Consider the following 21,327-nt stretch of genomic DNA (forward strand, 5'->3'; position numbering starts at 1 on the left):
GGTATCATTCGGCCATTAACTATTTCATAACGTTATTATCTATTGTTTCTCTAAATGTCTGTAGTAATGCAATAATAAAATTTATAATAACATAAATAATAGTTAATTTGATTAATGATAAGTTTATGAAATAATTGCTATTGTTTTGAATGGTGTTTTATGGAAAGTAAAGTGATTAATATTTTGTGATGAGCGAAGAGGATAATTAGAAAAGACATTATTTCGACTATATATTAGTCTGTATAAAGTAGTGATTTTCAATGAATGTGGTTATTATTTTTTAAAATTATTTTTAGAATGATAATATACCAAATTAATTTGAAAATGCAGGATTCAAGTATATACAATAAATTTCCTGTAAAAAAAGAATATTGTGACTGGACTCAATATATAGATAATACTCATATACACATAGTTGTATTTGTGTCATGTTGATGTTGAATTTTTTTCATAATGGGATTTTGGAGGAGTGTGATCAATTTAAAGAAAAAACAATATTGCTAAATATGATTTAGGCATTGCAAAAATCAATTTATTATTTTAAGTCCTGTTAGACTGGTTTATTTAACTCAGTTATGTTTTTTCTTAGCAAAAATCGCCGTAAGCCCTTGTATCTTTAAAATTGATTGCAATGTGGCTGAGGCGAGCGAGTGCCGCTAACAAAGAGGCAACTTGAAAGATAACGGCTCTAGTCCTTTTTGGGTTATTACTACACACACATGAATATGAGATGACAAATGAATACTGACTGGATGAATGAAGAGGTTTCAAACTTATTCGATCAATATGATGATTATTTGGAGGAGAGACTTGGGTACACGCCGTTGATTGAGAACCTTAAGGAGAGTTTGGGGCAAAACATATCGGTTCTTGATTACGGTTGTGGTGGTGGGAAAGTGTCACGTCGGCTAATTGCTGGAGGCATAAAGACGGTAACGGGAGTAGATATCTCACAAACTATGGTGGACAAAGCTTCCAGCAACATCAATCGTGGCAATAGTTCTTATCATCAAATCAAAACCGATGTCCTTGACTTCAATGATAATACTTTCGACGCAGCTATATGCTGTTATGTGTTCATCAGTACTGGTAAAAAGTCTGATCTTTTAAAAATCGCTAAGGAAATTCATAGGACATTAAAACCTGGCGGCATTTTTTACGTATTGGATACCAATCCGGATTCTGCTGGGATTAAGTTCAGTTCTTTTATGAGCGGTGATCTAAATAAAAAATACAATGATGGAGAAATCAAGCCAGTGTATTTAGAGCTGCCGAATGGAACTATTTTTAAGATTTCAGATACGCATTGGCATAAAGATACATATTACAAAATCTTGAACGAGGCTGGGTTTAACACTATTGAGCTTTTTGAACACAGTGACGAGGATGTTTTAAAAGATACTGACGGTCTACGATGTTACCCACCTTTCGCTATGTTCAAAGCCACTAAATACTAGATGCTTCATATCTGACCGATGGAATTCCTTGCTTATTACAAAAATGCCGGTGAGGGATTCCACATGACTAGTTTCGAAGATGAAAAGTAAGTAGATCTGAGAGAGTTTCACTGAAAAATTGGCATTCCAGTAAATCCTTTTCTTCCTGCGCCTCTTTTTCATTCATTTACTGTTTCTTGCCCTTTTAATGAGGAAAAAAAGCCATAAAACCAGTCGGTACGGGTTTTCCCTTGCTTAAATTATAATAACTTATAAGATATGCGGGCATTGCCAGTGAAGCAGGTTCGATATTACTAAAGTTTTTCTTGTAAAGATCCTTGGCATTTTCTTCGGTAATTTCCTCCGTCAGAATATTAAACAATTACGGAGGAATAAAAGTCTACTCCGCTCGAATAAAAGTGTTTAAACGAGCGGTATTTCCTCCTTTGGCGAGGTTTTTTATTTTAGATCAAATCATATTTTTTATTTTTCCTGCATCATACGGTTCAGCAACGGCACGGTGGCCGCCATAATGATTGCGACGATAAAGGTGGCAATACCGATTTTGCCGAATACGCTGGTATAGACTGGCAATGTTTGCAATGGGTCCGTAATACCTTTCGGTGCGGCGGTAAGGGCTGCGACATAGCCGCCGAGTAAGGAGGAAGTTGCTTGAGTTAAATACCACATCCCCAGAATAAAACCCATCAGGTACTGAGGAACGAGAGCCGCAATCATTGCCAGGCCCAACGCACTGATCATCAATTCACCGACGCCCTGGAAGAGATAAACCAGAACAATAAACCAGGCGGAAGTTAAACCTTGTTCATCTGCAAACCACAAACCGGCAGCAGCGGCGGTCAGGAAACCTAAAGAGCATAGGAACATACCAACCGCAAATTTGGCTGGCATCGTCAGGTCCTTACCTTTAGCGCCCCAGTGAGTGTATAGCACGGCGAGTATCGGGCTGGCGACAACGATCCAGAATGGGTTAAGGGCCTGGAAACTGACCGGATTGATATTAAAACCAAGCAACTGATGGTGAACGTTGTGGATGGCGAAGAAGTTGAGAGAAGTCGGCATCTGAGCATATAGGATAAAGAACACAATAGCTTGAAGCATCAAAATGAAAGCAACAAACATTTTGTTACGGCCAATTTTATCCTGTTTGAGTGCTTCCCGGAAAAAGATAAACACTACGATGACAGATAGGGTAATCAGCATAATATTGGCTATTTTCACGTTGTGCATCAGCCATGCACAGACGTAAACCATCACAACACTTCCTGCCACGACCAGAAATAGGTTTGTGTAGTTGATTCGTTGATGGTCGGGTTCGGAACCAATATTACGCACGGTATTGCGACAGAAAATATAGACCAACAACGCGATAATCAGACCAATACCACAGATATTGTAGGTAACGGCATAACTAAATTTTTCCGCAATAACGGGAGCGAGAGCGAGTGAGAACAGCGAGCCGAGGTTGATTGACATGTAAAATAGCGTAAAAGCCCCGTCCAGACGAGGATCTTTGGGGGGATAGCATTTAGACAACAGGCTGGCTGGGTTGGCTTTGAACAGGCCGTTACCAACGGCGATCGTTCCCAATGCGTAGAAAATTAAATTAGGGTGCAGGATAGAAAGGCCAGTCATAAAGTAGCCAATTGCCAGCACAATGGCACCCAACACAATGGTTCGTTTAGTTCCCAGTAAGTGGTCCCCTACATAGCCGCCAATAGAGATCAAACCAAAAACCAACGCGGCAAATGCACCGAAGGTAATAAACGCTTGTTCCTGGGAAAATCCCAATTTTTGTACAAAATAGACAGTGAGAACACCTTGTACGCCGTAGTAGCCGAATCGTTCCCAAAGCTCGACGAAGAAAATCATAAAGAACGGCTTGGGTTGTTGTAATAAACCGATGGATACGGGTTTATTCATAGTTAATTGCCTCTGATTGGTTGAAATACACTCGGTAAATGTACAGTGACGTTCAGTGACATGATTTGTCGCTAAAGTGGTTTTCTTATGTACTTTATTCAAGTGGTCGGAGGACAGTAGATTATTATATGGTTAAAATATGTTCCCGGTGGCCGATCACACTAACATAAAGATATTTATATTGAATTTAATAGTATATTCATCAAGTGAATGCTAAAAATGATCAGGAAAAGAGCTGAATAGAGGCATTGACAAAGGAATGCTATTCAGGCCGTTCAGGGCCTGAATAGTGGAAGAACGATGACTGCCAGGAGGAGAGGCAGTTAAACTGCGGCAGCTTCAATTTCCAACATAACTGGACGGAAATTACGCTTGAAATAGATGAGGCCGTGGCCTTGTTCGCTTACCGTGATATGTCTAATCTGAACCAGATACACGTTATGCGTCCCCACTTCTTGAACCTGTTCAATTTCACCTTCAAGACTCGCGAGGGTGCCGGTTAACACTGGTTGACCCAACACCCCTGTCTGCCAGATATTCCAGCGAAAACGCTCTTCCATGCTGACTCCGGTCATACCGGCAAAGTGGCGTGCCATCAATTCTTGTTCGTGGTTTAAAATATTTACACACAGGCGGCCATTTTCCTGAAAAACGGTATTCATAGCACTGTTTCGGTTAATGCATACCATCAACGTGGGTGGCGTATCGGTGATCGAGCATACCGCTGTGGCAGTGATACCACAGCATCCCGCGCGGCCATCGGTGGTGACGATATTCACCGCTGCTGACAGACTCGCCATCGCATCCCTGAAACGCAGGCGATGTTCATTTTCTACAGACATATTGGCCTCCTGCTACCGATTATTTCAGCAGCTTATCTAACTGGTTGATATCGCTATTATTGTATAAGTGTGGTCTACGCCAACCATGCTGATCATAATCAGCAAGGCAACGATCAACCATATCCATCATTTTTTTCATATTGCCGGAGCCATGAGCATGGCGCAGACATTGCATCCGAATTTCATCCTGACTACCGGCATAGTTGATTTCGTACAACTCGTGACGGCCGCCAAATTCACTGCCAATGGCGTCCCACATCAGTTTTAAAATCTTGATACGTTCAACGTGATCGATACCGTTGGAACCCCGAACATACCGGGCCAGATATTTATCAATTTCAGGGTTGTTCATATCACGTACACTAGATGGTAGATAAATTAGGCCACTGGTGACGTTACTTTCAATAATATTCTTAATCTTAGTGTAGGCCATTGGCGCCATAACGCGATAAGTTTGTATTGCCTGAGTATCCGGCATATAAGCGCCGCTTTTCCACGGTTTGGCTTCTGCCCACATCGCGTCGCTCAGTGACCAAAACAGGTTACGCCAGGCAACCACTTCGCCCAGGTTAGCTTGAACTCCCCGGAATTCGATCACGCCGGTACATTCCAGGCTCCTTTGTAGCAGAGCAGTAATAAAATCCAGCTTCACCGCCAGCCGTATACAAGCCTGTAATGGGAATAGACTGGTGAAACCCGCTTGAATCGCCCAGTTGCGCGCACGGTCGAAATCACGGTAAATCAGGACATTTTCCCAAGGGATAAGTACCTTATCCATCACCAGAATTGCATCGTTTTCATCAAAACGGCTGGATAAAGGATAATCGAATGGGGAACCTGTTGCTCCTGCTACCAATTCATAGGAACCGCGGGAGATCAGTTTCACGCCTTCCGCATCCATTGGCGCGACAAACATCAGGGCGAAATCAGGGTTATCCCCCATGACTTGTGCGGAGCCAAAACCGATAAAGTTATAGTGGGTCAGGGCTGAGTTAGTTGCTACCACTTTTGCGCCGCTGACAATGATACCGGCATCAGTCTCTTTTTCTAGCTTAATATAGACATCACGTGTCTCATCAGCGGGTTTATGACGATCGATTGGTGGATTAACAATAGCATGGTTAAAGTAAACGCCTGTTTCCTGAATACGTTTGTACCAGGTACGGGCATTATCAGCGAATTGACCATAATATTCAGGAAATGCGCCGAGCACGTTACCGAAAGCCGCTTTATAGTCAGGTGAGCGACCCATCCAGCCATAGGTTTGGCGTGACCATTCCGCTATAGCATCACGTTGTTGGCGCAGCTCATCCGCACTGGTAGCAAAGCGGAAGAACTTGTGGGTGTACCCGCCATTGCCGGTATCGGTATTCCAGCACAGGACATCATGAGTCTCCGGGGCGTGCAGGGCATCGTACAACTGACCGATTGAAGCAGCAGAATTACGGAATGCGGGATGTGTGGTGACATCTTTTACGCGTTCGCCATAAATATAAATTTCGCGGCCATCTTGAAGGCTTTTCAGGTACTCTTCACCGGTGAAAGGACGTTTTTTGTCGGCGCGAAAATCTTCTGGTTTCATGTCTACCTCACAGTCGTCATAAAAGGCGCCGGTCTTGATATAAGATAATCAATATTGGCACGGAAATGTTAATTTAATGTTTGTTTTGTGTTTCTTAATTGAAGCTTTAGAACGGCGTTTCTTGAATAGATTTTTGGAAGGTTCGCTGGTACTTTTCGTTGGAAAGAACGATTTGTTATTTAAAGTGTGATCTGGGCGATATTTTGGTGACCGTTTATACGGTCACCTTTAGTGGGATATATAGTTATACCCGTTATCTTTCAAGTTGCCTCTTTGTTGGTTGCACTCGCTCACCCCGGTCACATAGTTTGCTATGCTCCCGGGGATTCATTCCCTTGCCGTCGCGATGCATCTTGAAATCCATAGGGTATATATGAGTTTATGTACCGGAGCCTTGATTAAGGCACAGAGATTAATGTACATGCAATTTTTTATTTCTGGATGATGAAGGGGCCTCTTCCGGGTTTGCACGTTTTTTGCTTATTACTGGCTGACGTTTTTCAGCTGTAACTAATCCGATACTATATTTACTTTTTGGGTAATCATGGCCGCGAAATTCATTGACGTTTGTGATAAACATTGCGCTTACCTTTCTCGTACTTTGCAAATACTCGCCTTCGTCTCTTTTAGGTTCAGATAAATCTGTCAGAATTGAAGCGGCTACTTTTTTATCCTCACCATATACAACAGCTATTGCAGCACCAAAATGAAAAGGATATGCCCCTTTTCCACTTTTTATCTTCTCCGCGATCATTAGCCCTTGTTTTAAATCTGGCAGGTCTGTTTTATCCATTGTGGATTTTCCTAATGGGAGATGTTCTTCTTTTAAATCTTCGTCAGAGGCATTACCTATTGATTTATTTCCAAACTCCACGGACATTATTACTCCCAGATCTGCGCCAACTGTTGCTTCGTTTTCGTAAGGGAATGGTTTAGTCTCATGTTTGTTGTATAAGATATCAAGGGTATATTCTGTGTTGCTAATACAACTTATCGGTAGGTCTTTTTTGAAAGTTAATGTTGACACTCCATTCTCGGATGGACCTCTATCAAATAGCTCCTCTGGTACATTGAGGCCGGGTTTTTTTTCTTCTAACAGCTTATCTACAGGACCATAATGTAAAAATTCATCTTTGATTCTTATCAACGTTGGTTTTAATTTAGATCTTTTTTGCTCATCTATTTCTACATCAAAGTCAAATCCGGGAATATTGTATTTCGTAGGTGCAAGCCCAGAAATATCAACCAGTGTTGACGGATTATTTCTCACCATCCGGTATAGATTCAGTCCATCGATTGTTCCAGCCGGATCGGCGCTTAACCACCTACCAACCCACGGCTGATAATAGCGGTAGCCGTAATAATAGAGCCCGGTAGCATCGCGTTCTTTACCTGAGTAACGGAGGATTTTGTAGCTGGCTTCTATTTGGTTTCTTGCTGCCCATAATGCTGTGCCGCCAAATGGATAATACTCTTCCTGACTGATAATTTGTCCTGCGTTATCCAGTTCAAGTTGACTGGAACCAATCAAATTATCATAGCTATAGCGAAGCTGATTGTTATTGATACCGGCTGGTGGCGTAGTTTCCCAGTGTAGAACTCGCACTTGTGCGTGGCCTGCTGCTCCCACGGTAATAGCATGCAGGTCTTCTGATGTAGTAGTCCCATTTTGTGTTGTACGTAGCTCCAGATCGGGAAGATAAGTTACTCGTTGCTGCTGCGTGCTGTTGCCAGTCTGTTGCTCACTGACTTTTAACCGTCGCATGCCGTCGTTGCCGTAACGATACCATTCCCGATCGCTGGCGCTCTCGCGACTGACTGGCGTTACCTGTTTTAGTTCACCTCGTGTATTCCAACTCAGCTCTTGCCCCGGTAACAATTTTGTTTGATGTCCGCCGGCATCAAACAGTGCCTCCACCTGTGTTGGGTCTGAGGTTAGCGAACTCAGCACTGCCCGGTTACTGCGATTCGAAACGGTGATATCTGTGGTGTAGTTATTTTGGGCGGCGGGGGAACTGTGCCGGATTTGAACCAAATTGCCGCCGCGATCGTAATTATAGCTGCGAGTATAGTTGGTATATGAGTTTTCATCAGTAGGAAGAGGGATGATTGGCGAAGGAAGTTGGTTGCTTTGCTGGCCGATGTTAGCCATCTCACGTCCTGTTGCACTGATAAGCTGATACAGGGAATCGTAGGTGTAGGTATTTTCAGGGACTATTTTCTGATTGCGCCAGAAGCGGGTGGCTTCTGCATCATTACGGACACTAATAATATTCCCTACAGGATCATGTTCATAGCGTAGATCTTGTAACACCTTGCTATCTGATTGACGGCGAGTAGTGGTACCGATCAATCGTAGAGTTTCCGGTTCATAGCTGTATTCAGTGATAACGCCATTACCGTGTTCTTCACGCAATTTCTGGCCTGCGGCGGAATAGGTCAGGGATTTGACAATGACTTGCTCACTTTGGTTTTTCAATGTCAGCCAGCTACCTTGTAATTGTCCTGCCACGTTGTAAGCCAGACGTTGCATGTTGCCTTTTGCATCGGTTTGGGTCAGCAAAGCGCCGGTAGCATCAAAGGTGCTTTGTGTCGTGTAAGTTTCGCTATTGAGTTTGGTCTGCCAGAGGGTTTCATCGTTACCTGTCCAGTCTGCTTCCTGACCGTCGGCTAATAACTGACGGGATTGAGATAAGATGTTTTCTGTCAATGACAGGCTTTCCAGTTGCGTCACTCCTGCTGTGTCGTAGTGGCGCACATACTGGCCGGCAAGATTATGATCTTTCTCCGCCTGTGTATTACCAGCCCAAATAAAATGCTCAGTAACGCGGGGAGTCTGTTCTCCGGGGGCTTGTTCACTTACGGATAATAGACGACCGGGCAGGGTATTGGCTTCATATTGTCGGGTCTGAATGGCGCCGGTTGCGGTTACAATCAACACTTGACGGCCTTCAATATCATTGAGGGCTACGGTACGGCCGGCATCGACACTTTCTGTCCGCAAAGTGTCGCCGGTGAGATTGTATTGCCAGAGGAAGTTGGGGTTTGTCGAGTTATTGGTTTGTTTGGCGTCATACAGCCGTGGATCAATGCTTTGGCTCAAGTGTCCTCGGGTATCATATTGGTGGCGGGTAATACGAGTATCTGTATCGCCTCCCGCGACGTCACGGTGAAAGTCGATGTTACGAATGGTCAGGCCACGGTTATCGTAGACGTTAACGGTGGGCGTATGTTGATAAAGTTTTGGGTCAATGTTTTTCATGATTTACCTCTTTGTTATATTTAAGAATTTCTGTCATCACAGCTTTATCTGCATTAAGCTGAATAGGTGTTTTGACATCGATAACAGTGATCATCACTGCTATGGATATGCTAATTCACCTAATTAATGATAGATGCTAAATAGTGATTTAAAATGACTGAAAATATGGAACGCCTTTTATTTTCTGATCTCTTTACTTTATGTATTGGTAAATTCAGCTTAATTTATACTTGTTTTAAACGTTATTTCCCTCCGGCCAGATCGATAAAATTTCCTGTTACATATGAAGCTTCATCCGACAGCAACCAGGAGATAGCCTGTGCCACTTCTTTCGGTTGTCCGCCGCGTTTCATTGGTAAGGAATTCTTCACCCGATCAACTCGATTTGGCTCGCCGCCATCGCTATGCATATTGGTATAAATAAATCCGGGGCGAACGGCATTAACTCGAATTCCCTGATCTGCCACTTCCAGAGACAGGCCAATAGTCAAAGTATCGATCGCCCCTTTCGATGCGGCATAATCTATATATTCGTGCGGTGATCCCAGTCGGGATGCTGCGGATGAAACATTGACAATTGATCCACCGTGACCACCATGTCGGAAAGACATTCTTTTAACTGCTTCCCGTGCACAGAGAAAACTGCCTATGACATTGGTGGCAAAAATATCATGCAAGCGATGAGCGGTTAATTGTTCAATCGATGTTTGTGGTTTTAATATCCCGGCGTTATTTACCAAACCGGTGATGCATCCGAGTTCGGCATCGGTTCTCTGGAAGAGTTCTACAACTTGTTTTTCATCAGCGACATCGACCTGAATGGCGATAGCTTTACCACCTATCCGACGGATAATTTCGATGACTTCCAGCGCTTGATCTTGATTGGTGTGGTAGCCAATACCAATGTGATGCCCTTTCTCTGCCAGATAAAAAGCGGTTGCTCGACCAATACCACGCGATCCACCGGTAATTAATGTAATTTTTTGCATAATGTTCACATTTACAATTTTATATTAAGAAATTAAATATCAAACGAACCAGTATTAGTAAAGTAAAACTGAATAAAAATCAAATTATTGCATATGGCATGGGGATATTTCCAATGTCTTTATTATTATTTATATAATTTTTTAGTTAAGAATGAAATAATCTAATTGCTATGTTATGGGTATTGTGGGAATATATTTATAAAGATAGAAGTTGAATTTTTATAATAGTGGAAGTCATGAGAAAACAATATTATATATTTTTGTTTTTATTGACGATAAAATGAATTTGTTTGTAATTAACGTTTTTAAGATCTGGTTAATAAATGACGCCTTTGAAGTATAATATATAATTAATCACCTTCAAAAGCGTTTTTTATTTGAATATCTTATGGATTCAAGGTTGATTTATTTATCCTTTTCATGGTGTTTATTCATATAATTTTGCATTATTTTAGATGATTCATTCAGATGTTCTAATACGGCGGAAATAGTTTCCCATAACTGTGGATTAGCTGAGCCATAATAATGAGTTCTAAAACATCCTCTTATATTTTTAGCACTAAGGATAAGATTATTAATATTTTTTAATAACATTAGTGGTGCAATATTAAGATAATTCCCTTGTAGCTCATTGAATATTCTTTGAAATGATTCATAATCATTCTTCTCAACAGCATTTTTCATCTTATCTATGTACAGCCATTTTTCTCTCATGTCCATTATATTTAACCTCTTTATTTACTGTCACATTAAAAATTACTATGATTAGTCATCTTTATCCAAATATTCTTGTGCTCTTTTGGATACATAGTTTAAAAAGCCAAGTGCTGTGGCAGTGTCCCAAAAATCTGGGTCAAAGTCACTATAGTAGAGAGCGTCAAAGTCTTTCTCTATATCTTCTGAAGTGTTAATAAAAGAATCAATCTCTTCTATTAATTCTTTTATCATTTCCTGAGTTGCAACATTAAGAAAGCAATTTATGACTTCATCCATCGTTTTTCCATACAATAAGTCATAATCTTGGCAAAAATAAGCGCCTACTAAGATGTCTAAGAATGGATATTGTCCGGTCATTTTAATTGTGGCCTTTCATATTATTGCGATCTCCTAGTAATCGAAACCAATAGAATTGCTTGAAATATATAAACTATTCTTATTGATTAAACTTCCTTGTTTGTTGCTATGTGAAAAAATTTTTAGTTACTCGTCTTTATCTATGTAATCTTGTGCTTTTTTTGACACGTGCTCTAAAAATTTAAACGCTGTGAGGCCCCATATGTCAGGGAAAACGTCAGCATCAGAATAGATAAAGTAAAATTCTTTCTCTATATCTTCGGAATTACATATGAATGTGTTGATTTCTTTTATTACTTCTCTTTTCATTCTATTGTTTGTGTTACTAAAAAAATCATCTATGACATCATCAAGCTCAGGGCCAGATATTATTTCATAATCTTGATTGAAATAGGCGTATATTAAATTATCTAGCAGTGGATATTGTCTGTCCATTTTTATTTCCATCAACTTTAATTGAATTTGGGGTATGCTGTTAGTTAATATATAATATTATTTGTCGTTAAACTCATAATGCCTTAATTATTCATCTTGTTCAGTATGCTCGTTTAAGTAATCTTGTGACTTATTTGACACATGCGTTAAAAACTCAAGTGCTGTCATATTCCACCCTTCGGGGAGAACGTCAGCATCATAATAGAGAGAGTCAAATTCTTTTTCTACATCTTGAGATGTGTCAATAAGATCATTGATTTCTTCTATTAACCCTTTTATCATTCCCTGAGATGCATCGTTAAGAAAGTCATTTATAACATCATCAAGCTCAGGACCTGATATTATATCGAAGTCCTGATTAAAATAAGCATGCATTAAAATATCTAGAAATGGATATCGTCCGTTCATTAAATTAAGCCTTTGGAAATGCTGTTAATATATAGAATGGTTTACCATTGTATTCAGAATACTTTAGAACAACCCTGACTTTATATAACTTTTCTACATATTTCGACCCTTTCGTAACACCAAAACCAATAGAGGTACTTGAAATGTATTCAATAGGTGCCGATACTGTTGGAGGGACATATTTAGCCCAATTCTCTAAGTGTATTCTATTTGCTTTTAGAGCTTCCGAAATCACTTGCTCTGCCACCTCTTGATTGTAAAAAGTACTTGCTCTAGATATCGTCTTGTTATTTTCTAGCCTCTCCCTCAACTCCTGCTCCGATAACCCAACATGTTTAGCCAAAGTATGTCCACCGGGTTTTAAGCCTGTAGGTGATTCATGTTCAATTAACTTAATTCGGCCTACTCGTACAGAGGCAACTCTAACGGCCCCCACCATTGAAGCAAATGACAACGGTACAGCAATATCAACGGTGAGTCCTATTTCAGAAGCGGTATAATCATCAGCACCAAATTCTTTTGCTAATCTTACCGCCTCACGATAAGTTTCCGTCATGGTTTCTCTGCCAGTAATTACTTGACTGGCAGAAGCATTCATTACGTCAAGACTGTGTGCGCCGATAATAACGCAGGCAGCTTTGGTTAGGGTTGAAGGATCGGGCGCTAGACAAAGAGCGCCGGCACCAATGAGTTCAACGACTCCTGCCGCTAAACCCGCGCCACCTAATATTCTATTACTCCAGGTCTCTTCCTCGGTAATAGTATTATCTGACAAAATTGCCGCTAGCTGGACCGGAGATAAAACAATGCGTAATCCATTCTCAGATTCTGAATCAACAGGAGTATCAGTTAAATAAGCGGCATTATTCATCGTCAATAAATCCTGTCATCCCAGAAGCTATAAGAACCGGTTGAACAAGCAAGATTGTTCCACGTGATATCTTTGTAAGTAAAACAGATGATTTCCTGTGGTACGCTGGCATTACTGTCTCTGGAATGCGGATAATTGCTTTTTATGCTGGATATCAAGGCGTGGCCTAGCCTGATAGAATAGTTTTTTTCTAATCCTCCGGTTAGTGATGTGCGATAGTTTTCAAATAAACATTCCAGTTCTTCATTATCATCGAAGCTTCGCGCCAATAAAGGCGAAGATTTATCGATGGGTTTTACTACCATAACCGGATGATGGGATACGTGTTGTTCCTTTGTCATTAAATGTTGAAGCGAGTAAATAAAAATCTCATTCTCATGGCCGTGCTGGTAATTATTTCCTATAGAGTTTAAGGAGCCGCAGCCAGCGGAGATCAGCCCCTGTTTTTTGCCTTTCAATGTTAGATAAATAATATTTGCCATGTTAGTTGCTCCTAAATGAAATTTTTTCGACTCTATTGTAGGGTGTGTATAAAAGTCAACCAAAAATTTATAAATTTGGAATAATTTACATTTGTAAGGGGAATAGAATAATAAAATCAGAATACTTATAAACATGGCATCAAAGTATTTAAGAGGGGGATTAAAAAGCCGGTATCCAGATGGCATGTTTGTAATAATCGAATAGCGTAAGCTGACATTCAGGTAGCTACTCAGTAGCCGCTACCTGAATATCTGAGATTATTTTAAGTACATACTATTAATCTGATGAAAAAACGCCATATCCAGTATCCTAGCAAGGCGAATGTAATGATATTAAGAGAGAGTGATTTGAATCTTTTTTTTACAGTTGCATAAATTAAGGGGGACATAATCAGTAAACATGTTGGAGCAAATACATCACGGTTATCATCTACCAGCTCTCTGTAAACAGTACAGAGATTATCTATATCCTGACCACCGATATAATGCTCTTCTTCTAAGTATGACATCATATATATAAATAATGCACAAAAGATAGCATAAGTGATATTTAAAACTGCTGATTTGCTCATTCTCGAATTCTCATGATTATATGAAGTCTATGACATCAAAAGGTGGGAATCCGAATTCGCCTGTCATATAGTAAGGATTTTGCATATGTTGTGTTTCCTTTTCTTAAATTAATTTATTTATACCGGCACTCCGGTTGCCATCATTTATCCTTCACAAAGCTCCAGTGGGTTACAGAGTCTCAGTATATTCAGAATTTTAATTCTTGGAAGAGATTTTGTAATAAAAATGAGTAAGTTTAGCACGAATTAATAGCACGAGATTTGCTGAACAAGCAGAATAAAATGCCGGGATTGGTATAATTAGCATGGATATTTATTGTTCGTGAATATTTCTTTCTCGCCAATGACTAGGAGAGCAGCCAACTAATCGATTAAAGAAGCGGGCAAAATAGGCTGGATCTTTAAATCCGAGCTGATAAGCAACCTCAAATACCGGGCAATCACTGAATAATAATAGCCGTTTGGCTTCACGTAGTTGACGGTCGAAGATGAGTCGTTTCGGTGGGCGGTTGGTAAACCGACGGCACATATCTTTTAATCGCGATTCTGTAATATCTAACTTATGGGCATATTCCGGTACGGAAAGATGATGATGATAATAATTATCTATTAATTGGTTAAAGCGCTGAAACAATTTAATTTCTCCTCGCACGCCATTAATCGGGTGGTCATCAAGAGGAATATTGCGTAATAACAGTGTGAATATAGCTTGTGCCAGGAATGTCAGCGATTGCTCTCGACCGATAAAGTTATTAGATGATTCGCGGGCGATTAACGCCCAATAGTGATTAAAAGCGGCCAGCTCTTCCGGTTTATCGGCGACAGATAAGCAAATAGCCGGAATATCAAGAATATCTTTATTGGCCGGATAGAGTGATTCCAATAACGGTAATATCAGATCTTGCCGTACAGTAAGGACATATCCGTCGCTGTCATCTTGAGTGAAGAAAGCGTGAGGAACGGAGGGCGGAGTCAGAATAAACAGCGGTGCTTGTACAGAATAGTGTTGAGCATCCAACTGTAATTCAATATGGCCGGTGATCAAAAAATGAAGTTGGAAGAAACCATCGTGACGATGAGCCTGCATATTACGACCAAAAAATGCCGCCATTCGGCCAAAGGTCTGATAATGCACATCATCAGTGCCTTGGGTTTCATCATAATCCTTGCTGATATCAATATTGGCAATGATAGGCTCAGTCATGATGGTTTTTCCTTTTTATTTTTATTGAAATTGCTGCGCTGTTCTCTGTCTGGCGTGTTTTATCGGGATCAGACAGATAATGGCTGCGCCAATGACCAGTAACCCGGCAACGAAATAGAGACCTGTATTAAAGCTCCCGGTCTGATCTTTCAGCCAGCCGATTAATAATGGGCTGAGTGCTGAACCTATGTTACCTGTGGCGCTAATAACCGCAATGCCGATCGCTCTTGCGCGTAAGCTGATAGCTTGATCCGGCGTGGTCCAGAAGACCGCCATCGCGGTGAATGAGCCGGTTGAAGCCATAATAATCCCAATGAGCTGAATGACGCTGTGGTGGGTCAATGAGGTCAATATCCAGCCCACAGCGGCGAACAGATAGGGTAGAGCCGTATGCATTTTACGTTCTTGTAGCCGGTCTGAACGGCGACTCCAGTAAACCATTCCGATGATGGTACAAAACTGAGGAATAGCGGTCAGAATGCCGATCATGATGTTACTGCTGCCTTGATTGAAGCTTTGCACAATCTGTGGCGTCCAGATATTAATCGCACTCAGGGTATTGGTTAGGCAGAAGTAGGCTAAGGTATACATCAGCATGATCGGCGCGAAAATCTCACGCCATATGCCGCGTTTTTGCATGGCCTGATGAGTTGATGAACTTGCCGGTTGAATCTGAGCGAGCTGGTCGTTATCCATCATCTCTTGTAAGCATTTTTTGTCTTCATCTGTCAGCCACTTAGCACGCTTTGGCGAATCATCAAGATAGAACCAAACGACAATTCCCAATAGCACTGAAGGAAAACCTTCCAACAGGAATAACCATTGCCAGCCGTGAAGGTTCAGGAGGCCATCCATTTCCAGAATATAACCGGAAGCCAGAGAACCAAACGCCATCGTTACCGGCATTGCCACCATAAACAGCGCATTGGCGCGGGCGCGATAATAAGCCGGGAACCAGTAAGTCAGGTATAACAGGATACCCGGCACGAAACCTGCTTCGGCGATACCGACCAGCATACGCAAGATATACAGACTGGTTGGTCCGGCGGCGAACATGGTGGCAGTGGAGGAGATCCCCCAAAACACCATGATAGTCGCTATCCAGCGTCGCGCCCCGACAATGCTGAGCATGATGTTGCTAGGAATACCGAAAATGACATAAGTGGCATAGAACAACGTTGCCGCCAGACCGAACATAGTTGCGTTCAGTCCAAGATCTTTACCCATTGTCAAACCGGCAAACCCGATATTGATTCGATCCAGAAACGAGAATACAAATAAGACGAATAGGAAAATAATCAGGCGACGGAATAGTTTGTTAATGACGGATTGCTGTTGTGCCGTGAGTTGCTTATGTTGAACCGCGGGATTACCCGGTTGTTGCGCAGCGGTTGATGAATCGCTCATTATCATTTTCCTTAATTGCTTTTTTATTTGTATTACATGGTCATGGCAAATCAAAAGGTTGTCGGGTAAATCGGTTGTTAATGTGGTATTGGTTGAGATTAATAAACACCGGATGAAGGTGCTGTCGGCAGTTCTGTATCTTTGATAAATCGTGCTGCCAGCGCTTCCGCTGTACGAGCCAGTAAAGTGGTATCAATACCAACGGCAACAAACAGTGCGCCGAGTTTCAGGTAATGCTCGGCAATATTGGGCGCTGACATCAGAATGCCCGGCGCTTTACCCGCCGCTTTGATTTGGCCGATTGCCTGTTCAATTGCGGCTTTTACTTCGGGGTGATGCGGATTATCGGTGAAGCCCATATCGGAACTCAGATCCGCCGGGCCGATAAAGACACCATCCACACCCTCGACTTTGAGGATCTCCGGCAGGTTACGCAGTGCTTCACGGGTTTCTACCTGCACCAGAACGCAGATTTCATCGTTGGCGCGATGTAGATAATCAGGAATTCTGTTCCAGTGAGAAGCTCTTGCCAGAGCGCTGCCCACGCCACGGATACCCGCCGGTGGATAACGGGTTGCGCGAACCGCTTCATAAGCCTGTTCGGCGTTTTGTATCATGGGGATTAATAAAGTTTGGGCGCCGATATCCAGTAGTTGTTTAATGATGACCAGATCATTCCAGGGCGGGCGCACAATGGGATGGCTTGGATAAGGGGCGATGGCTTGCAATTGGCTTAAAATCGTCTGAACATCGTTCGGCGCATGTTCGCCATCGATAAGTAACCAGTCGAAACCGGCTCCGGCCACTAATTCAGCGCTATAGGGGTTACAAAGCCCCAACCATAGACCGATTTGTGGCTGGCCTGCTTTTAATGCCTGTTTAAATTTATTGGTTAACCGATCCATATTTTTTCCTCCTTAAATAAAACGGCAACTGATAGCGCCGAGGGGGCCGTAATCCACATGGAAGGTATCCCCTTTATTGGCTGGAACCGGGCGGGTAAACGATCCACTGAGAATGATTTGTCCTGCTTCAAGCTGAACGCCATGTGGCGCCAGTTTGTTTGCCAACCATGCGACACCGTTGGCCGGATGATTAAGTACCGCAGCCGCGACGCCGGACTCTTCAATCACGCCATTGCGATAGAGCAGGGCGCTGATCCAACGCAGATCAAACGCATCAGGTTTAATCGGCCGGCCGCCCATAATGACGCCGCCGTTGGCGGCATTGTCAGAAATCGTATCGAACACTTTGCGTGGACGCTTGGTTTCCGGATCGATGTTATGGCAACGGGCGTCGATCAGTTCCAACGCGGGAATGATGTAATCGGTCGCGTTGTAAACATCGAACAGGGTGCAGTTCGGGCCACGCAAAGGTTTTGCCAGAATAAATGCCAGTTCAACCTCAATACGGGGCACAATAAAGCGATCGCATGGAATATCACTGCCATCAGGAAAAAACATATCGTCCAGCAGAGCGCCGTAGTCCGGCTCGCTGATTTGTGAACTGGCTTGCATCGCTTTTGAGGTCAGGCCAATTTTATGGCCTTTGAGTACCCGACCTTCGGCAATTTTCAACTCCACCCAGTGACGCTGAATAGCATAAGCATCATCGATGGTGATTTCAGGGTAATCCAATGAGATCTGGCGTATTTGTTCACGGCTTTTTTCTGCCTGATGCAGACGATGTGCAACCTGTGATACGACTTCTTTCTGTAACATGCGGTTAAACTCCTGTGTCCTCTATGCCGCCGAAGCAGAGGTATTTCACTTCCAGATAATCTTCGATGCCGTAACGTGAACCTTCACGTCCTAAGCCCGATTGTTTAATGCCGCCAAATGGGGCGACTTCATTAGAGATCAAACCTTCATTGATCCCGACCATGCCGCTCTCCAGCGCTTCTGCCACACGGTAGATCCGGCCGATATCGCGGGAATAAAAATAAGCCGCCAGACCAAATTCAGTATCATTCGCCAGATGGATGGCTTCTGCTTCATCACGGAATTTGAAGAGAGGAGCAACAGGCCCGAATGTTTCCTCTTGGGAGATAAGCATGGATTCGTTGACATCAGCCAGTACGGTAGGTTCGAAGAACAGACCGCCCAGAGCGTGTGGTTTACCCCCGGCCAATATGCGTGCGCCACGGGAAACGGCATCGTTGATATGTTCTTCTACTTTATCGACGGCGGCTTGATTGATCAGTGGGCCTTGTTGTGATTTGGCATCGCTGGCCGGGCCGACCTGCAACTTATTGACCGCTTGTGCCAGACGTTCGGCGAAGGCGTCGTAAATGGTTTCCTGAACCAAAATTCGGTTAGCGCAAACACAGGTTTGACCACTGTTGCGGAATTTAGCTATTAACGCTCCTTGTACAGCGGCATCAATATTGGCATCGTCAAAAACGATAAATGGCGCATTGCCGCCCAATTCCAGCGATAGCTTTTTCACGGTGTCGGCACTTTGTGCCATCAATAATTTGCCGATACGGGTTGAGCCAGTAAAAGAGAGTTTGCGAACAATCGGGCTTTGGGTCAAAACACCACCGATGGTTTTTGCATCGACTCCAGTCACCACGTTGAATACCCCGGCGGGAATGCCTGCTTGTTCCGCTAGTGCGGCCAGAGCCAGAGCTGAAAGTGGGGTTTCCGAGGCGGGTTTTAGGATCACCGTGCAGCCCGCAGCCAGCGCAGGGCCAACCTTGCGGGTGATCATGGCATTGGGGAAGTTCCACGGAGTGATCGCCGCCACAACGCCGATAGGTTGTTTGATCGTGACGATCCGTCGGCCAGGCATCGGGCTTGGGATCGTTTCACCGTAGGTGCGTTTACCTTCTTCCGCAAACCATTCGATGAAACTGGCGCCATAAGCGATCTCGCCCATAGCTTCTGCCTGTGACTTCCCTTGCTCCCGGCTCAACAATTCAGCCAGCGCCTGTTGATTTGCCATCATTAACTGAAACCAACGTTGCAGAATCTGGCTGCGTTGTTTGGCTGTCATTGCTCGCCAGGCAGGCAGGGCTTGTTGAGCGGCTGCAATTGCACGTTCTGTTTCAGCCGCACCCATATTACTGACATGGGCGATAACTTGACCATTTGCCGGGTTAGTCACCTTAAACGTTGCTTGGTTGTCGGCATCAACCCACTGCCCGTTGATATAAGCTTGTTGACGCAGTAATTCTGTATTTACATCATTTGTCATGATTTTTTTCTCCTAAAGACACTTGTGTGAGAAGTTTTCGCTGGTAGAAAGTTACTAGCTGCTGGCATAACCAACACAATCCAGCGCAAACTGCCATCACAAAGGCCATAGCAAAAGGGGTTTCATCTTGTAGTAAAGAGACGGCGACACTGGCGAGTGCGGCCATACCGAATTGCGCGGAAATAGCGAGCGCACTGGCGCTGCCGGCAAGTTGACCGCGATGTTGAAGTAATAAAGAGAGGCTGTTAGTACCAATGGCATTAACCAGCGAGATAAACAGTACGACCAAAATGACGACTACAGTCAGACTTTGCTGATAAAAGATAACCAGTAAGATGCCGAACAGTAATTGAGCACTGGTTTGGATAAATAACAGACGAGAAACATCGTAGACTTTTAGTAAACGGACATTAAGCAGCACTATTGCCATCATGCCTAATGCGTTACAGGCGAACAGTAATCCGTAGTAATTCGCCGGAACCTGAAAATAATTGATATAGACGAAAGGGGAACCACTGATAAATGCGAACATGGCGGCGCAAGTAAATGCCAATGTGCCGATAGTTGCCATAGCTTCGCCATCAGTCAGTAATTTGCCGTAATTTTTAAACGCGGTGATAAGTTTTCCATTGTTACTCTGAGCGGGCAGCGTTTCTGGCAAGAAAAATAGTAATAATATTCCACTGATACAACCGAACAGGCCCAATAGCGTAAATATGGCCTGCCAATTGAAATAGGTTAACAAGAAGCCACCGAGTAATGGGGCGATAAGTGGCGCTATCATGGTCACTAAAGTCATGAGCGATAGCACACGTGGTAATTCCTGTGGGCTATAGATATCACGGGCGATAGCTCTGCCCATGACCACCGCGGCGCCACTGCCGAATGCCTGTAATGCGCGTAGTAAAATCAGCTGTTCAACTTGTGTCACCAAGGTACACAACGCACTGGCGACGACAAATAATGCGATACCGCTAAGCAGCAGTTTTCTGCGCCCTAAATGGTCGCTCAGTGGGCCGTATAACAGCATGCCAATACAGAAACCGGCGAAAAATACGCCTAAGGTATGTTGCATCTGCCCTTGTGTTGCCTGTAATTGCCTTGCCATTTCCGGCAAGGCTGGCAGGTACATATCAATCGACAGAGGCCCGAAGGCCACTAGCGCGCCTAATAAAGGGATTAACCAACGAGGAGGATGCTGATGAAAAGATTTCGGCATCACTACTCCTTACGAAACAGGGCGTGGACGTTGTTTTGTTTGTAGTTCAATACCGGGTCTAATTCTTCCATCGTAAAAGAGAGAGCAAGGTAACGTTGGGCCATCAGCGAGGCAAAATGTTGTTTGATCAGAGGAAACAGTATCTCACCAACCTGTTGACGGCTTTCGAGGCTGCGTCCTGTGCCGATTTTTAGTGTCATATGGACGAATGCATAATCATGTTGACCGTCGGCCATTTGCCAGGTATCCAGCCAGATGGCGCGGCTGCGTATGCCGCCTAATGGGAAAATGCCGGTATCTGCCAGCGCCTGATTCACTTTGGCGAACAACTCTGGCAGATTGGCTTGTTCACGGATGTTTTCTGTACATTCAGCATAAAAATGTGGCATAGGTTGCTCCAAA

At 43.2% G+C, this 21,327-nt stretch carries 20 protein-coding genes; 1 reads left to right on the forward strand and 19 read right to left on the reverse strand.

Features of this window, described 5'->3' with window-relative positions; genetic code table 11:
• The first annotated feature begins 737 nt into the window (after window positions 1-737).
• A complete protein-coding gene (locus EAE93_RS11435; protein WP_036808035.1) occupies window positions 738-1,457 on the forward strand; it encodes a class I SAM-dependent methyltransferase in 720 nt (239 codons plus the stop codon).
• A 462-nt stretch (window positions 1,458-1,919) separates the two neighbouring features.
• On the opposite strand, the gene dtpB is transcribed toward EAE93_RS11435, so the two are convergent.
• From dtpB to EAE93_RS11530, 19 genes are all read right to left on the reverse strand, one after another.
• Window positions 1,920-3,380: a dipeptide/tripeptide permease DtpB gene (gene dtpB / locus EAE93_RS11440; RefSeq protein WP_036808031.1), complete on the reverse strand. Its 1,461-nt coding sequence runs from the start codon at window positions 3,378-3,380 to the stop codon at window positions 1,920-1,922.
• A gap of 323 nt (window positions 3,381-3,703) precedes the next feature.
• On the reverse strand, window positions 3,704-4,222 hold the full coding sequence (gene hpaC, locus EAE93_RS11445) for a 4-hydroxyphenylacetate 3-monooxygenase, reductase component (protein ID WP_036808028.1): 519 nt from the start codon (window positions 4,220-4,222) through the stop codon (window positions 3,704-3,706).
• Window positions 4,223-4,241: 19 nt separating this feature from the next.
• Window positions 4,242-5,804 carry a 4-hydroxyphenylacetate 3-monooxygenase, oxygenase component gene (hpaB, locus tag EAE93_RS11450; protein WP_214039692.1) on the reverse strand — a complete coding sequence of 521 codons (1,563 nt, stop codon included), beginning with the start codon at window positions 5,802-5,804 and terminating at the stop codon, window positions 4,242-4,244.
• A gap of 412 nt (window positions 5,805-6,216) precedes the next feature.
• Window positions 6,217-9,066 carry an RHS repeat domain-containing protein gene (locus tag EAE93_RS11455; RefSeq protein ID WP_250150989.1) on the reverse strand — a complete coding sequence of 950 codons (2,850 nt, stop codon included), beginning with the start codon at window positions 9,064-9,066 and terminating at the stop codon, window positions 6,217-6,219.
• 242 nt (window positions 9,067-9,308) lie between these two features.
• A complete protein-coding gene (locus EAE93_RS11460) occupies window positions 9,309-10,055 on the reverse strand; it encodes an SDR family oxidoreductase (RefSeq protein ID WP_110086146.1) in 747 nt (248 codons plus the stop codon).
• Window positions 10,056-10,460: 405 nt separating this feature from the next.
• Entirely contained in the window at window positions 10,461-10,775 is a 315-nt protein-coding gene (locus tag EAE93_RS11465) for a hypothetical protein (protein ID WP_036808016.1), read from the reverse strand.
• Between the two features lie 45 nt (window positions 10,776-10,820).
• Entirely contained in the window at window positions 10,821-11,129 is a 309-nt protein-coding gene (locus tag EAE93_RS11470; RefSeq protein WP_214039693.1) for a contact-dependent growth inhibition system immunity protein, read from the reverse strand.
• A 126-nt stretch (window positions 11,130-11,255) separates the two neighbouring features.
• Window positions 11,256-11,564, reverse strand: coding sequence for a contact-dependent growth inhibition system immunity protein (locus EAE93_RS11475; protein WP_214039694.1), 309 nt, complete (start codon window positions 11,562-11,564; stop codon window positions 11,256-11,258).
• An 87-nt stretch (window positions 11,565-11,651) separates the two neighbouring features.
• Window positions 11,652-11,972 carry a contact-dependent growth inhibition system immunity protein gene (locus EAE93_RS11480; RefSeq protein ID WP_036808007.1) on the reverse strand — a complete coding sequence of 107 codons (321 nt, stop codon included), beginning with the start codon at window positions 11,970-11,972 and terminating at the stop codon, window positions 11,652-11,654.
• A gap of 4 nt (window positions 11,973-11,976) precedes the next feature.
• Window positions 11,977-12,843, reverse strand: a complete 867-nt coding sequence (locus EAE93_RS11485; RefSeq protein ID WP_214039695.1) for an RNase A-like domain-containing protein — start codon at window positions 12,841-12,843, stop codon at window positions 11,977-11,979.
• Between the two features lie 2 nt (window positions 12,844-12,845).
• The gene (locus EAE93_RS11490; RefSeq protein WP_036808004.1) at window positions 12,846-13,325 is read right to left on the reverse strand and encodes an Hcp family type VI secretion system effector; all 480 of its coding nucleotides are present in this window, start codon (window positions 13,323-13,325) and stop codon (window positions 12,846-12,848) included.
• Between the two features lie 263 nt (window positions 13,326-13,588).
• Window positions 13,589-13,897, reverse strand: a complete 309-nt coding sequence (locus EAE93_RS11495) for a YjeO family protein (RefSeq protein ID WP_036808001.1) — start codon at window positions 13,895-13,897, stop codon at window positions 13,589-13,591.
• Between the two features lie 313 nt (window positions 13,898-14,210).
• Window positions 14,211-15,101 (reverse strand): 4-hydroxyphenylacetate catabolism regulatory protein HpaA, encoded by an 891-nt coding sequence (hpaA, locus tag EAE93_RS11500; protein WP_036807998.1) that lies wholly within the window; start codon window positions 15,099-15,101, stop codon window positions 14,211-14,213.
• 21 nt (window positions 15,102-15,122) lie between these two features.
• Complete coding sequence (hpaX, locus tag EAE93_RS11505) at window positions 15,123-16,508, reverse strand: 4-hydroxyphenylacetate permease (RefSeq protein WP_214039696.1); 1,386 nt, start codon at window positions 16,506-16,508, stop codon at window positions 15,123-15,125.
• Between the two features lie 98 nt (window positions 16,509-16,606).
• A complete protein-coding gene (hpaI, locus tag EAE93_RS11510) occupies window positions 16,607-17,413 on the reverse strand; it encodes a 4-hydroxy-2-oxoheptanedioate aldolase (RefSeq protein WP_214039697.1) in 807 nt (268 codons plus the stop codon).
• A 12-nt stretch (window positions 17,414-17,425) separates the two neighbouring features.
• Window positions 17,426-18,229, reverse strand: coding sequence for a 2-oxo-hept-4-ene-1,7-dioate hydratase (hpaH, locus tag EAE93_RS11515; RefSeq protein WP_214039698.1), 804 nt, complete (start codon window positions 18,227-18,229; stop codon window positions 17,426-17,428).
• Between the two features lie 4 nt (window positions 18,230-18,233).
• Entirely contained in the window at window positions 18,234-19,706 is a 1,473-nt protein-coding gene (locus EAE93_RS11520) for an NAD-dependent succinate-semialdehyde dehydrogenase (protein ID WP_214039699.1), read from the reverse strand.
• On the reverse strand, window positions 19,696-20,925 hold the full coding sequence (locus EAE93_RS11525; RefSeq protein ID WP_214039700.1) for a Bcr/CflA family multidrug efflux MFS transporter: 1,230 nt from the start codon (window positions 20,923-20,925) through the stop codon (window positions 19,696-19,698). Before EAE93_RS11525 ends, EAE93_RS11520 begins: the two co-directional genes overlap by 11 nt.
• A 2-nt stretch (window positions 20,926-20,927) precedes the next feature.
• Window positions 20,928-21,314: a 5-carboxymethyl-2-hydroxymuconate Delta-isomerase gene (locus EAE93_RS11530; RefSeq protein WP_110091165.1), complete on the reverse strand. Its 387-nt coding sequence runs from the start codon at window positions 21,312-21,314 to the stop codon at window positions 20,928-20,930.
• Window positions 21,315-21,327: the final 13 nt, after the last annotated feature.

Source organism: Photorhabdus akhurstii, assembly GCF_018448925.1.
In the GTDB taxonomy this organism is placed as follows: Bacteria; Pseudomonadota; Gammaproteobacteria; order Enterobacterales; family Enterobacteriaceae; genus Photorhabdus; species Photorhabdus akhurstii.